The organism is Natrinema sp. LJW11 (genome assembly GCF_056135975.1).
Window position 1 is genome coordinate 100,058 of record NZ_JBWBDM010000001.1, and the last position, 14,284, is coordinate 114,341.

Here is a 14,284-nt window from a genome sequence, read left to right on the forward strand (position 1 = left end):
CACTCATCCGCTCACGCTCGCTCCTTCTCCTTCGCGAGCACCCGAACGTTCTCGATACCCGTGTCGGGATACTGCCCGTCTTCGTTCTTTTCGACGGCTTTCACCATGTCCCAGACGACGTTGAGGCCGGTCGTCACGCCCTCGAGGGCCTCCATCTCGCAGCCCGTCTTCCCGGTGGTTTCGACGGCGACCCGGAGTTCGATCCGGTCCTCGGCGAGCGAGAAGTCGGTGTCGACGTTGGTGATCGGAATCTGGTGACACATCGGGATCGTCTCCCAGGTGTGCTTGACGGCCTGGATCGCGCCGACGCGGGCGGTCGCGAGGACGTCTCCCTTGCCGATCCCGTCGTCCCGGATGGCCTCTATCGTCGACGGCTGGAGCCGAATTTCGCCGACGGCGACCGCGCGTCGCTCGCTGTCGGGTTTGTCGCCGACGTCGACCATCTGGACGTCGCCCTCGTCGGTCGTGTGCGTGAGGTCGTCGGCGTCCGCTGCCCCCTCCGGCGTCGGCCGCTCGTCGGGGGTCTCACTCATCCGTACCACCCCACAGGGCCGCGGGAATTTCCTCGAGCATCTCGGACGCGAGAAAGCCGAAGGCCTGGGTTTCCGCCAGCCGTTCGCCCGCGAGGCCGTTGACGTGGGCCCCCGCTGCGGCGGCCTCGAGCGGTTCGGCGTGTTCCAGCAGCGCGGCGACGATTCCGGCGAGCGTATCGCCGGTGCCCCCGACTTTCATCCCCTGTGTTCCCGAGCGACTGATCCGCGTGCGTTCGCCGTCAGTAACCACGTCCGTCGCCCCTTTCGCCAGCACGACGTGACCCAACTCGGCCGCGAACGCTTCGACCTCGTCGGCCGCGTCGGCCAGCTCGTCGACATCTGGCCCGCCCATTCTCGCGAGTTCCCGTCTGTTGGGCGTACAGACCAGCGTCGCCTCGGTCTCGAGGTCGGGGACGACCGCGAGCGCGTCCGCGTCGACGACGACGCGACCGGCGTACGACTCGAGGAACTGCCGGGCCGCCTCGAGGGTTTCGTCGGCGGTGCCGAGCCCCGGGCCCAGCACGACCACGTTGTCGTACTCTTGGGCCGTCTCGAGGAGGCCCTCGGCCTGCTCGGGCGTGAGAACGTCGCTCTCGTACGACTGGACGATGAGGTCCTCGGCGTAGCCCTGAATCTCGCCGGCGACGGACTCGGGCGCGGCGACGAAGGAGAGTTCGGCGCTGGCGCGAAGCGCGGCCTGCGCCGCGAGCGCCGGCGCGCCGGTGTAGGGACCGCCGCCGATGATGTAGGGCCGACCCGCGCGGCCGTCGGGTCGCGCGAGGTCGATATCGCCGGGACCGACGAACCGCTCCGCCGCGGCCGGAATGCCGATGTCCGCGACGGTGACGTCGGCCGCGAGGTCGTCCAATCCCGGTTTCGTATCGTGGAAGGTGACGACGCGGTCGGCCTCCACGGCATCGTCCGCGTGGTCGCCCCCGTCGGCGTCGAACCCGGAGGGAACGTCGACGGAGACGACGGTCGTATCGGCGTCGTTGATCGCCCGCGCCGCGGTCGCCGCCGGCTCCCGAAGGTCGCCGCTGATCCCCGTTCCCAGCATCGCGTCGACGATCACGTCCGCGTCGGCGAGGCCGAACCCACTCGATTCGGACGCGAACTCGCTCGAGTCGGTTACTTCGCGCGTCTCGTACTCGGACCGCTGCAGGGCGTCCCAGTTCTCGCGAGCGATCTCGGTGCCGATCAGCTCCGCGCGGCCGAGCAGCAGCGTCGTAACGTCGTATTCGTCCAAAAACCGGGCCGCGACAAACGCGTCCCCGCCGTTGTTCCCGCGGCCGGCGACGACGACGACTCGAGCGCCCGGCTCCGCACCGTCCCGAACCGCCCGGGCGACGGCGTGTCCGCTCGACTCCATCAGCTGCTTTCGCGGCACGCCGAGCGCCGCGGCGTTCGCGTCGACGGCGGCCATTCGCTCGCCTGTGATCATGGGCGAGCGTTCGACCGGCCGACCGTTGAAGATTGCGGACAGCGGGCCGGGCGGGGTTCGACCTCGAGAGGGTGGGCCGCGACCCCCGTTCGAATCAACAACTCGTCGGTTCCGCTACCAGCATTGTTATTATCAATTCGCGAGAATAGTTCGTCGTTCAATGGCTGCAATTCGCGTGGACGGACTGCGGAAGTCCTACGGATCGGTCGAGGCGGTGGCCGGGATGGAGTTTACCGTCGACCGGGGGGAGCTGTACGGCTTTCTCGGGCCGAACGGTGCCGGCAAGACGACGACGATCCGGACGCTGACGGGACAGATTCGGCCGGACGCGGGCACGGTACGCGTCCTCGAGACCGATCCGACGACGGAGCCGATCGAGACGCGCCGGCGGGTCGGCATCCTGCCGGAACAGGGATCGCCGCCGAGCTTTCTCACGCCCCGCGAGTACCTCGAGTTCGTCGGCGAGGTCCGCGACCTCTCCTCGAAGCGGGTCGCCGACCAGACGGCGGCGTGGGCCGAGCGACTCGGATTCGAGAGCAAGCTCGACACGCTGCACACCGATCTCTCCCGCGGGCAACGACAGAAGGTGATGATCGCGCAGGCGTTCGTCCACGAGCCGGACGTGGTCTTCATCGACGAGCCGCTGGCGAATCTGGATCCGCTCGTCCAGGAGCAGGTCAAGCGGTTCCTCGTCTCCTACGCGGCCGGCGACAACGCCGTCTTCGTCTCGACGCACAACATCGACGTCGCCGCGGACATCTGCACCCGCGTGGGCATCGTCGCCGACGGTCGCCTCGTCACGGAACGATCGATTAGCGACGGCGACGCGGGCGACGAATCGCTGCTCGAGCTCTTCCTCGACCGCGTCAACGGGGCCGACGCGCGGGACGTGCCGACGCTCGAGCGGATGGACGGGCCGGACGCATGAGTGGAACCGAAACCGAAACTGGAACCAGAACCGGAACCGAGCCCGCGGCTCGAGGGGGTTCGAATCGCGCCAGTTCGGGGCTCTCGTTCCGACGGCTGCTCGCGATTCTCTTCCGCGAGGAGTGGCGCATGCACACCCGGCTGTTCGGGGGCTGGCGCTTCGCGCTCTTCCCGTTCGTGATCGCGCTGCTCACCGTGGGTGCGACGGTCGTACTCGTCGAAACCGGCACCGCGCCGGGGGCGATCGTGAGCGCTCTCCACGTCATGGCCCTCGCCTTCGGGCTCTACAGCGGCACCGCCGGCTTCGCCGGCTCCGATATGCTCGAGAACGTCTTCGGACGGCTCTCCTTACTGCTCTCCTCGTCGACGACGCTGCCGCTCTCGCGGCGGCGGTTGCTCGGCGCGTTCCTCCTGAAGGACGCGCTGTTCTACGGCGTCGCGTTCGTGCTGCCGATGGCGCTCGGGAGCGTAGCTCTGGACGGGCTGTCGGCCGCGACGCCGCTCGAGGTCGGGCTGTTCTGGCTCTCGCTCTTCCTCGTTTTCGCCGTCGGAATGGCCGTCACCGTCGCGCTGATCGCCGTCCGAACCCGGGGCGCGCCGACGTGGGCCATCGGGCCGGCGATCGGCCTCGCCGTCGTCGGCGGCTGGGCGGCGGGCGGACTCGGTCTCGTCGGGTCCGTTCTCGTTCCGCTGCGCGGATCCGCGATCACCGCGGGCGGGCTGACCGTCGGGACCCTCGTCGTCGCGACGGGAGCGCTCGCGATCTACGATCCGACCTACGGTCGGCCCTCGCGGACGGCGACCGATCGCTTCGCAGGACTCAGTGATGCGCTCCCCGTCGACGACGCGCCGCTGGTCACGAAGACGCTGCTCGACCTCGCGCGCTCCTCCGGCGGCGTCTGGAAGCCGTTCGTCTCGGCGAGCATTCTGCTCGCGCTCGTCGCCGCGCTCGTCGGCGTCGTCGACTCGATCACCGGCATCGCGCCCGCGCCGGGGATCTTCTTCGGCGGCGTCCTCGGCCTCTCGGCCTTTACGACCTACAACTGGCTGACGCAGTTCGACTCGCTCGAGGACTATCTGACCTACCCCGTCTCGATCGCGGACGTCTTCCGGGCGAAGCGGATCGCGTTCGTCCTGGTCGGCGCGCCGACGGTCGCGGTGCCCTACCTCGCGGCCGTCATCTGGTTCGACGCGACGCTCGTCGACGCCGTCATCGGGGCCATTTTGCTGGCCGGCTACGCGCTGTACTACTACGGCCTGACCGTCTATATCGCCGGCTTCGATCCCAACGAGTTCCTCTTCGACGCCGTCCGGTTCGTGACGTTCACCGTCGGCGTCGCCGTCGCGCTCGTCCCGACGCTGGTCGCCGGCTTCGTCGTCGTCCCGCCGTCCATGGAACTCGCTGCCGTCCTCGCGCTGGCTGGAATCGGATTGGGGATCGTCGGTCTCGTGCTTTCGAGTCGCGCCGGGCCGCGCTGGGACGCGCGATATCGGATGGAATAGTCGCCCGCAAACGTCTCGAATCGGAACCCCCGATCGCTTTAGGAAAATATGGCACTCAACGGTAACCGGTGGCGATGAGGAAGAGTCCATAGAGGACACCGAGTGTGATAAACACACCACCGCTTATCCCATAGAGCTCTCCTGAGGTATACTCGAATCGTCCGCCGTATCTCAGTATCCCCGCAGATATCAAGAGTGTCAGCCCCGACCCGGTGAGAACTGTTGCGACGTCGAACCCGAACGGATCACCGATGTCAGTCACACGCGATATAATCCATTGGCAATAAATAGGACTGCTGCTTGTAGAACCACTGAAGCGGACGAGAAGCGGCTGTCGTTTCCGAAAGCGCTGTGTCCGAGAACACGGACAGAGCCGGACAGGCAATCGTGAGTAGCAGTAAGTACGGCTCAAGGAGTTTCCGCTGCGGTCGAGTTGCAAGGAGTGTACCCGCGAGCGACCGAAGGGAGCGAGCGGCCTTTTTAGCGTAGATTTTTGCGCCAGCGCGGGACCTTCGGTCCCGCGAATCATGCGAATAGTGCGAGACCTTCGGTCTCGCATACCATGCGAACGGCGGCTCCGCCGCCGTGAGCAGACGGGCGCTATGCGCCCGTGAGCAGACGAGCGGTTCCGAACGAAGTCGTTCGAAAGACGCTTCGCGTCTTTCGTGACTGAGCGAATCGAAGATTCGCGAGGTCCGCGAAGCCTTCGGTTTCGCTTGATGACGAGAGACCTTCGGTCTCTCGAACCACGAGGAATCCCGAGGCGGAAAACGGTACTTGCACATGCGTAATGCCCATGTCTCTCAAAGCACTGAGTGCATCTAATGACGGACCCGGAGACGCCGAGTGAACCCCGCAATCAAAGTTCTCCAGAAGCGGTCTTGGAGCGCGTAACCGACGCTGTCTTCGCGCTTGACGAAGACTGGCGGTTCACCTATTGCAACGACCAAGCTGAAACCCTGTTCCAGCGAGACCAAGCGGATCTCCACGGGGAAATCATCTGGGAGGAGTTTCCCGCGTTGACCGACTCGCTGTTCCAGTGGGAGCATGAGCGTGCGATGGAGACCCAGGAAGCGGTCACATTTGAGACGCACTATCCGCCACAGGACGGGTGGTTTGAAATCCATGTCTATCCCTCTGAAACCGGACTTTCAGTGTACGTCCGCGACATCACCGACCCGGATGACCGTCAGCAAGAAGTCGAGAAACGGGAGCAAGCGCTCCGACGTGCGAATGAGGTAATGGCAGCCACAGACCGGCCGTTCTCCCAGCAGATAGACTCGCTCCTTGAAGTAGTCCGGACGACGGTCGGAACCGAATTTGCGACGCTCTCACGTGTCAATGAAGATGCCGGTGAATACATCTTTGAACACGTGGCCGCGCCGGAAGATGTGGACCTCGAACCGGGTGATACGACGCCGCTGGAGACCCTTCCCAACTGCTCACGCGTCGTCGAGACTGCGGAGACGCTCGTTCTGCAGGACGTGAAGTCCGAGGCTCCGGAACTGGTCGACCCCGAGTGGGGTATCGCCTGTTATCTCGGGACGCCGATCATCGTCCATGGAGAAGTGTACGGGACGTTCTGCTTCTACGGGATGGAGGCCCAGACCGAGGCGTTCTCTGATTGGGAAGTCTCGTTCATTGGTCTGCTCAGCAACTGGGTGAGCAATGAACTCGAGCACACGGTGTATAAACAGCAACTCGAGGAGTCTAACGAACGCTTGGAGCAGTTCGCCTACGCCGCCTCGCACGACCTCCAAGAGCCCCTGCGGATGGTGACGAGTTACCTCCAGTTACTGGAGTCGCGGTATACCGACGACCTCGACGAGGACGGCCGGGAGTTCATCGAGTTTGCGGTCGATGGTGCCGACCGGATGCGCGACATGATCGATGGGTTACTCGAGTATTCGCGAGTCGAAACGCGTGGGGACCCCTTGGAGCCAGTTGAGTTAGATACCGTTCTCGAAGACGTTCGCAAGGACCTCCAAGTGAAAATCGAGGAGACGGATGCGGAGATCGTCACGGAGACGCTCCCCCGGGTCGAAGGCGACGCCGACCAACTCCGGGAGGTGTTCCAAAACCTGCTCGACAACGCGATTGAGTACAGCGGCGACGAGCCACCGCGAGTGCACGTCTCGGCCGAACGAACGGGCGACGAGTGGATGGTATCGGTTCGCGATGAGGGCGTCGGTATCGACCCCGCTGACGCCGACCGCGTCTTCGAGGTGTTTCAGAGCCTCCACACGCAAGAGGAAGGCGCGGGGACGGGAATTGGGCTGGCGCTGTGTGAGCGCATCATCGAGCGCCACGGCGGGGACATCCGGGTCGAGCCCGACCCTCGTGATGGAACAATGTTTGCGTTTCCGCTGCCGGTAGCAGACGAGTCCGATAACTGAGCGCACTGTACGGAGCGATCACCACGTTCCAAATCAAGCCGGATCTCGTGTTCCATTCGCGCCTTCTATTCAGCACCGCTCTCTGAAAATCGATTTCTCTCGATAAGAGTCGCAGTGCTCAGTTCGCCAACGTACTTACCGAATTCGACGCATCGGTTCCACACCTCATACTGAGTGAAGAAGCCATCGTCTCAATTACTGGTGACGAGTACGGATGAGCACGAACCGATAGGACGATACTCTCCGCTACTCGAGTATCGCCCAACGCGGATGACCAGAACCCTCCTCGTCGCCGGAACCGCGAGCCACGTCGGCAAGTCGACGGTCGCCGCCGGCCTCTGCAGGCTGCTCGCCGATCGCGGAGTCGACGTCGCGCCGTTCAAGGGCCAGAACATGAGTAACAACGCTCGAGTCGTCGTTCGGCCGGACGCGGACGGCCGGCAGCGCGTCGAAGCGGACGACGGTCCCGACGGCCAGTGGGGCGAAATCGGCGTCTCGCAGTTCGTCCAGGCTCGAGCGGCCCGAACCACTCCGACCACGGACTGCAACCCGGTGCTCCTCAAGCCCCGCGGCGACGGGGAGAGCCAACTGGTGGTTCAGGGCGAGGCCCGCGAGCACGTGCCCGCCGGCACGTACTACGAGGAGCACTGGGAGCGGGCGCGCGAGGCGGCCGAGGAATCGTATCGCAGACTCGCGGCCGACAACGACGTGATCGTCGCCGAGGGCGCGGGCAGTATTGGCGAGATCAACCTCCACGACCGGGACCTCGCGAACGTCGAGACCGCGCGGTTCGCCGACGCCGACATCCTCCTGCTGGTCGACATCGAACGCGGCGGGGCCTTCGCCAGCCTCTACGGGACGATCGAACTCGTTCCCGACTCTCTCCGCGAGCGCATCGTCGGCGCGCTCATCACCAAGTTCCGGGGCGATCCGTCGCTGCTCGAGCCCGGTATCGAGGAGATCGAATCGAGGACCGGGGTGCCGATTCTGGGCGTGCTCCCCTACGACGATCCAGGCCTTCCCGAGGAGGACAGCGTCGGCCTCCCCGGGAGCGAAGAGCGGGGCGTCGTCGGCGACGACGACGGCGTCCCCGCGGATCGCCGGATTCGGATCGCCGTCCCCCGACTGCCCCGGATCTCGAACGCGACCGACCTCGAGGCGCTGGCGGCCGAACCCGGCGTCTCGGTGGTGTACGTGCCGGTCGACGGCAACGCGGCCGATCCGCTCGAGGGCGCCGACGCCGACGCGGTCGTCCTCCCGGGCACGAAGAACACGGTCGACGACCTGCTGGCGCTCCACGACGCCGGCTTCGCCGACGCGCTCGCGGGGTTCGACGGGCCGATCGTCGGCGTCTGCGGCGGCTATCAGCTGCTCGGCGAGCGGATCACCAACGCCGCGCTCGAGGGGACCGGCGAGGCCGACGTCGTCGAGGGACTGGGCCTGCTGCCGGTCGAGACGCGCTTCGAGGGGGACAAGCGCCTCGAGCGGACGACGGTTCCCGTCGACGGGGACGCATCGCCGCTGCTCGAGGGGGCCACGGGTCCCGCGTCGGGCTACGAGATCCACGCCGGCCGGACCCGCGCGCTCGAGGACGTGAGCCGACCGCTCGGGGACTCGAGCGCGGCCGAGGGGCGAGTACTGGGAACCTACCTGCACGGCCTGTTCGACAACGGGTCGGTCCGAACGGCGTTTCTCGCATACGTTGCGCAGACGGCCGGCGTCGATCGATCGTCGCTCGAGGACGCGACAGCGGTATCGGTGGCGGCGAACGGAACGGGATCGACGCCGTCCGATCGAGCGGCGCGACTCGTCGGCGAGCACGTCGATCTGGCGGCGCTCGGCGAACCGTTTCAGGAGCGATGAAGAACGGCGGTGACAGAGAACGGTGGAAACGCCGGTCGCGGAGTAGCACTCGACCGACTACGGCGAGTCGCTGCGGTAGGTCCCGAGCAGTTCCTCGAGAATGATACACTCCTGGTCGGTCTCGTCGTAGTGGGTGTCGATGAAGCGTTCGGCGGCCTCGTAGTTGCCCCGCAGGCCGTACTTTCGGACGTTTATCACGGCGTCGAGGAAGAAGGTCCCGCCGTCGGCGCCCAGCGCTTCGGCGTGGTCGCGGTCGCTGATGTCGAGTTCGGACTTGATCTCGTCGAAGTTGAACGTCTTGACCTCGTGGTCCGAATCGATCAGGCTGAGGACGTACTCCGCTGAGAACCGATAGAACTCCGACTTGCTCTCGAACATACCGTCGTCGACGAGCGTGTCGATCTCCGTGACCACGTCGTCGGGGTACCTGACGGTATCTTTTGCCATACCGACACACTGTTCGCCGATGACTAATTATTGTTTCGACCGTCCGTCGATCGTCGTCCTGCCAGTTGGTCATCGGACCCGTCGACCGTCGGGGCTCGTATCGAGTCTCGAAACGGAACGAACGTTAAAGGTACGGGGCCGACTCCACTCGGACGAGTGGTGTAATCGACGTGTCTTATGGCGTTCTCTTCAGTTCCCTCCCGTGGTGGCTTGCAGCCCCGCTGATCGAGCTCTCGGTGCTCGTGTTCGGAATGGCGCTCGACGAGACCTACGTCAACAGAACGACGGTGCTCACGGGCGCGATCGCGGTCCACATCCACGGATTCGTCGCGGGCGACGTCGGACTGCTCGTCGGGCTCTACGCTGACGTCGGCTTGCTGGTCGGTGCGTACGGACTCTACGCGTACGTCGTCGACGGCTACGTCGGTGACGCCTTCCGGGTCGTCGCCTTTTTCCTCTACTCGCCGCTGTCGGTCTTTCTCGTCATCCTGACCGCCGGACCGACGGTGTTCGGGATCGAGCCGCTTTTCGTTCCCGCGCTGGCGCTGGCCGGCTACGCGAACGTCCGACTCCGGGGCTCGCTTCCCGCCGATCCCTACTACTTCGGTCCCGAATCCGAAGCCGAGTTCCAGGCGACCGTCGACGCCGAGTCCGACGCCTCGAGCGGAACGGCGACGGCGGGAACCGACGGCGGGACCCCGGCCGAAACCGACGGCACGTCAGCCGGCTCCGCGCGCGCCGGCGATGGGGATCCCGACTCGTTCGAAGACGCCGGCGACGCGGAGATCGACCCGCCCGGTGCCGAGCCGGCCGCGGCGACCGACTCGAGCGAGCGCGGGATCCTCCCCGAGTTCATGCGACGGCTCTAGTCGCTCTCGGCCGGTGAGTGGCCGTCCGCGACCGACTCCGATCGAGGTCCTCGATCGCCGACCGGTCGACGGGCTCCCTGTAGAGTTATTGGTGTTCGCGCGGAAACACGAACTCATGACGGACGAAGCCGAACTCCGCGAACAGCTGACCGATGCGTTCGAGAACGCCGACTATCCGGTTTCGGGGCCGATGGAACTCGTGCCGGCGCTACCCGACGGGCCGGGGACGAGGTTCGAGTCCGGCGACTTTTCGATGACCGCGATGGAGCTCAACGCCAAAACAGACGGCGGGGAGTTCCCCTACGGGGACGTCGACTCCCTCGTCGACGACCTGATCGCGGAACTGAAAGCCGCGGACGAACTGTGAGATGGACTCCTATCAGTCCGGCGCGCCCATACGGCGGGTTTCGAGCGTGCTGGGACACGGTGATAGCCAGACCGTCTGCCCGCACGAGCAGTCGATCCGATAGATCGATAGACTCGAGTTCTCGATGGCGGGTGTCGCATCGCGAATCCGGAAGCGACGCCTCTCGAGACGTCGATCACCGGCCGTGAGATGTCTGCCGGTCGAACGGCGACCAGCAGGTTTTTATTTCACAGCGTAGTTGTGGGAGAAAGAGTGCGGAAACGGACCGATCAGGTTGCGAACTGGGACACACGGATGAACGCTGCACATCGATCGAGACCGATCATCATCGTAACTGACGGGCAGGGCCAGGAGAGCCGTCTTCGGGCCCGTCTCGAGCGGGTTACCGAGTACGACGTTCGAACGGCTCCCGCGAGTGCGGATCTCGAGTCCGTCCTCGAGCCGGCGACGGAGCGACGCGACGCCGAGCCGGCATCGACCGCGCCGAGCGCCGTCGTCATCGAACTCGACTGTCCCGGCGAGATCGAGACCGTCCTCCGGCGCGTCCACACCAGCCTGGTTGGCGTGCCGACGATCGTTGCGCCACGCGAAGGCACCGAACGACTCGCCACGGTCGCGCTTCGGGCCGACGCAACCGAGTACGTGCCGACGACGCGCGACGAGGATCCGATCGATCGGATCGTCTCGACGGTTCGATCTTCCTCCGTGGTTCCAGCGGACGGCGGCGACGACCGATACCGTACCATCCTCGCGAACGAACTGCCCGACGAAGCCTTCGTCATCGGCGAGAACGGGACGTATCTCGAGGCGAAGGTTCGGTCCGAGTCCGCGGATCTGTACTCGATGCCGGCGGACGACCTCGTCGGAACCGCGCTCGACGACGCGTTCCCCGAAGCGGTCGCCGCGAAGTTACAGGAGTGTGTCGATCGGGCGATCCGGACCGACGAGGTCCAGTCGGTCGAGTACGAGGCGGACACGACCGACGGCCGCCGACAGTTCGAGGCCCGGGTCGTCCCGATCGAGGAACGGATTCAAGGCCGGCGCGCCGTCGTCTGGCAGGCGCGGGATATCACCGAACGCGTCGAGCGCGAGCGGCAACTCCGCTCGCGCCAGGATCAACTCGAGACGCTCAATCGAATCAACGCGGTCGTTCGACGGGTCATCGAGACGCTGGTTGAGGCCCCGGCCAGGGACGCCATCGAACGCGACGTCTGCGAGCAACTCGTCGACTCGGAGCTGTACTGCGGCTCGTGGATCGCCGAACGGACCGGGGATGGGCGACTGTCCTACCGGACCGGCGCGGGCGAGGCGGAGGCCGTCCTCGAGCGCATTCGGGAGTACCCCGGAGACGATCACGATAACCCGGTGGCGAAGGCGGCACAAACCGGCGAGTTACGGACGACGAACCGCGTTCTCGAGGACGAGTCGATCCCCGACGAATTGCGGGCGGCGGCCCGCGAGGACGACGTCAGGTCCGCGATCGCCGTCCCCATCACGCACGAAGACGCGACCTACGGCGTGCTCACCGTGCTCGCGAGTCGCGACGACGCCTTCAGCGAGCGCGAGCGGGCCGGGTTCAGACTGCTCGGCGAGACGATCGGCTTTACGATCATGGCCGTCAAGAACCGCCAACTGCTCTTCGCCGACTCCGTCGTCGAACTCGAGTTCCGGATCGACGGCGGCGACACGTTCTCGTTCGACCTCTCGACGGAGTACGACTGCACCTGCTCGCTCGAGTGGGCCGGCACGACCGCCGGCGGGCGCACGTTCCAGTACGTGACGATCGACGGGCTGAACGGCGAGACGGTGCTCGAGGAGGCGGCGGCCCACGACTCGGTCGAGGAGTGTCGGCTCATCCACGACGGGGAGGAGCGCTGTACGATCGAGATGCGGCTGTCGAAGTCGGGAGTTCGGACGCTCACGAACCACGGCGCGACCATCCGGGACGTCTCCGTCGCGGACGGCGTCGGGACCTGTCTGGTCGAAGTCTCACAGGACGCCGATATCCGGGAGATCGCGGAGGCGCTGACCGTGATCTACGAGAACACCGAACTCGTCGCCAGACGGGAAGTGGATCGACCGGTCAGGACGGCGGCCGAGCGACGGAATCGGATCCTCGACGGGCTCACCGACCGCCAGCTCACGACGTTGCGACTCGCCTACTACAGCGGGTTCTTCGATTGGCCGCGCGAGAGCACCGGCGAGGATATCGCGGACGCGATGGACATCTCGCCGCCGACGATGCACCAGCATCTTCGAAAGGGACTCAAATCGATTCTCGGTGAGTTCTTCGAGGACGGCGGAAACCCCGAGTAGTCGTTCTCAGCGGCGAATTCGACCGAGTCGAGAGATAGCGGGGACGTTCGAGGCGGCGAATGGTCGCCCGAACGGACTGACTCGGATCGAGTCCGTCGTCCGACCGCTGCCATCTGGCCGGCGAATACAGCCAAGAGAACGGTGTTAGACACGGTCAGCATCCGCCCGGACCGAACAGCTCGAGGCCCACTGCTGCAGTCGGCGGGCCGTCCGCCAGTGAATCCGCGTGCCTCTGACGCTCACACTCGGTGGAAAGTGACGCTCGCTTAAACGTCGTCCATATGAATCCGAGTGCCGACGTGCGTGACGGTCGTTCGATGCGATAGGAATGACTGGTGTCGTTCGAATCGTCTACTCCGTCGCCAGCTCGCAGGAGCGCCCCGGCTCTCGAGAGCAGGGGGTGTCGAACCCGTGGTAGCGCCCCCGTTCGAGACGGTCTTCGAGGGGTCGGACGGTCGGTACTACACCGACTGGCAGGTCAGACGACGGCTTCGGGACGGCGAGTGGACGGTTTGTCTGCACCAGCGCGCGCCCCACCGACGACTGGTCGAAACCGAGAACGACGCGCTGCTCTTGCTCACACCGACTGAACCGAACGAACTTCCCGACGGACTCGAGATTCGCGTCATCGAGAGCCGTGCCCGCGTCGTCGATACTCGGCGCGTGCCGCCGCGGTAGTCGCGTCGGCCGACCGCTCTGATCTCGGCTGTATGGCTCTCGGAACCGTCCGTGACCGGCCGGTAGCACCCACTTCGAGGCGGTCGTTTCGCTCGCGGTGGTCCGTACCGCGGGGAACGACCGACACTTAACGCGCGTCCATAGACACCCGAAGGCACTCCCACCTCGTTGCGAGACGCACGCTCGTGAAACGCCGCGTGTTTCTCGGGACCGTCGGATCCACGGCCTCGCTCGGCACGCTGGCGTATGCGACGCGGGGAACGAGCCACACGCTCGAGGTGCGGATCTGGCTCTCGGAACGGGCCGCGACCTACGACGGGGTCGGCGATCGGATCCGTGCGTATCTCGACGAAACCCTCGCCCTCGGGTACTGGACGCTCGAGGTCTCGGTCGGCGGGCCCGTCTCGGTTTCGACCGAGGACGCCGCGCGCCTCACTCGCCGCGGGGAGTGGCCCGTGGCGGTCGCGTCGGGGACGCTCGGCGGGCGCGACCTCGAGCCCGCGTCGGACGTCAACCTGCTGGTGACCGACGGGGGGATGGGGCGGGCTCCCACCGGATACGGCGTCCCCCACATCGCATCGGTCGGCGGGGCCCGGCATCTCGCCGCCCTCGAGTCGTTCGACGACGTGGTCACCGACGAGGCCCGTGCGATCGCGCCGAACACGACGCCGGTGCGGACGATGCAGGTCCTCCTCCACGAGATCGGACACGCACTCGGTCTGAACCACGAAGACGGCGTCGCGTTCGTGTACGACGGTTCCCTGACCGCGACGCCGATGCTCAGCAGTTACGCGTGGGATCCCGAGTACGAGAGCGACGCATCGCCGTGTGGATCGACGATACCTTCCTCTGCCGACCGGAAACGGTCGCTCAGCTTCGCCTTTTCGGCCTGTGCCCGCCGCCGTCTCGCGGAGTACGACGGAGCGTTTTCGCTCTGACTCGCA

Annotated in this window: 13 protein-coding genes; 9 read left to right on the forward strand and 4 right to left on the reverse strand. The window is 65.8% G+C overall.

Features of this window, described 5'->3' with window-relative positions:
* Positions 1-11 precede the first annotated feature (11 nt).
* A complete protein-coding gene (gene moaC, locus AC0QDI_RS00540; protein WP_474664203.1) occupies positions 12-533 on the reverse strand; it encodes a cyclic pyranopterin monophosphate synthase MoaC in 522 nt (173 codons plus the stop codon).
* Positions 526-1,974 carry an NAD(P)H-hydrate dehydratase gene (locus AC0QDI_RS00545; RefSeq protein ID WP_474664204.1) on the reverse strand — a complete coding sequence of 483 codons (1,449 nt, stop codon included), beginning with the start codon at positions 1,972-1,974 and terminating at the stop codon, positions 526-528. The genes moaC and AC0QDI_RS00545 overlap by 8 nt, the downstream gene beginning before the upstream one ends.
* A gap of 160 nt (positions 1,975-2,134) precedes the next feature.
* Here AC0QDI_RS00545 and AC0QDI_RS00550 point away from each other — a divergent pair, with 160 nt between their 5' ends.
* Together AC0QDI_RS00550 and AC0QDI_RS00555 are read left to right on the forward strand one after the other, a co-directional pair.
* On the forward strand, positions 2,135-2,902 hold the full coding sequence (locus AC0QDI_RS00550; RefSeq protein ID WP_474664206.1) for an ABC transporter ATP-binding protein: 768 nt from the start codon (positions 2,135-2,137) through the stop codon (positions 2,900-2,902).
* Positions 2,899-4,404: a hypothetical protein gene (locus AC0QDI_RS00555; RefSeq protein ID WP_474664208.1), complete on the forward strand. Its 1,506-nt coding sequence runs from the start codon at positions 2,899-2,901 to the stop codon at positions 4,402-4,404. The genes AC0QDI_RS00550 and AC0QDI_RS00555 overlap by 4 nt, the downstream gene beginning before the upstream one ends.
* A gap of 55 nt (positions 4,405-4,459) precedes the next feature.
* On the opposite strand, the gene AC0QDI_RS00560 is transcribed toward AC0QDI_RS00555, so the two are convergent.
* A complete protein-coding gene (locus AC0QDI_RS00560; protein WP_474664210.1) occupies positions 4,460-4,666 on the reverse strand; it encodes a hypothetical protein in 207 nt (68 codons plus the stop codon).
* Positions 4,667-5,228: 562 nt separating this feature from the next.
* On the opposite strand from AC0QDI_RS00560, the gene AC0QDI_RS00565 reads away from it, so the two are divergent.
* Positions 5,229-6,800 carry a sensor histidine kinase gene (locus AC0QDI_RS00565; RefSeq protein WP_474664212.1) on the forward strand — a complete coding sequence of 524 codons (1,572 nt, stop codon included), beginning with the start codon at positions 5,229-5,231 and terminating at the stop codon, positions 6,798-6,800.
* A gap of 270 nt (positions 6,801-7,070) precedes the next feature.
* Positions 7,071-8,663, forward strand: a complete 1,593-nt coding sequence (locus AC0QDI_RS00570; RefSeq protein WP_474664213.1) for a cobyric acid synthase — start codon at positions 7,071-7,073, stop codon at positions 8,661-8,663.
* Between the two features lie 57 nt (positions 8,664-8,720).
* Here the strand turns inward: AC0QDI_RS00570 and AC0QDI_RS00575 are convergent, their stop codons facing one another.
* Complete coding sequence (locus AC0QDI_RS00575; RefSeq protein WP_474664215.1) at positions 8,721-9,110, reverse strand: CopG family transcriptional regulator; 390 nt, start codon at positions 9,108-9,110, stop codon at positions 8,721-8,723.
* A gap of 170 nt (positions 9,111-9,280) precedes the next feature.
* On the opposite strand from AC0QDI_RS00575, the gene AC0QDI_RS00580 reads away from it, so the two are divergent.
* The 5 genes from AC0QDI_RS00580 (at position 9,281) to AC0QDI_RS00600 (ending at position 14,278) form a co-directional block, all read left to right on the forward strand.
* Complete coding sequence (locus tag AC0QDI_RS00580) at positions 9,281-9,979, forward strand: hypothetical protein (RefSeq protein WP_474664217.1); 699 nt, start codon at positions 9,281-9,283, stop codon at positions 9,977-9,979.
* 115 nt (positions 9,980-10,094) lie between these two features.
* Positions 10,095-10,346 (forward strand): MTH865 family protein, encoded by a 252-nt coding sequence (locus tag AC0QDI_RS00585; RefSeq protein ID WP_474664219.1) that lies wholly within the window; start codon positions 10,095-10,097, stop codon positions 10,344-10,346.
* 294 nt (positions 10,347-10,640) lie between these two features.
* Positions 10,641-12,662, forward strand: a complete 2,022-nt coding sequence (locus AC0QDI_RS00590; RefSeq protein ID WP_474665634.1) for a bacterio-opsin activator domain-containing protein — start codon at positions 10,641-10,643, stop codon at positions 12,660-12,662.
* 411 nt (positions 12,663-13,073) lie between these two features.
* Positions 13,074-13,340 carry a hypothetical protein gene (locus AC0QDI_RS00595; RefSeq protein ID WP_474664221.1) on the forward strand — a complete coding sequence of 89 codons (267 nt, stop codon included), beginning with the start codon at positions 13,074-13,076 and terminating at the stop codon, positions 13,338-13,340.
* A 185-nt stretch (positions 13,341-13,525) separates the two neighbouring features.
* Complete coding sequence (locus tag AC0QDI_RS00600; RefSeq protein WP_474664223.1) at positions 13,526-14,278, forward strand: peptidase M10A and M12B matrixin and adamalysin; 753 nt, start codon at positions 13,526-13,528, stop codon at positions 14,276-14,278.
* The last annotated feature ends 6 nt before the right edge of the window (positions 14,279-14,284 follow it).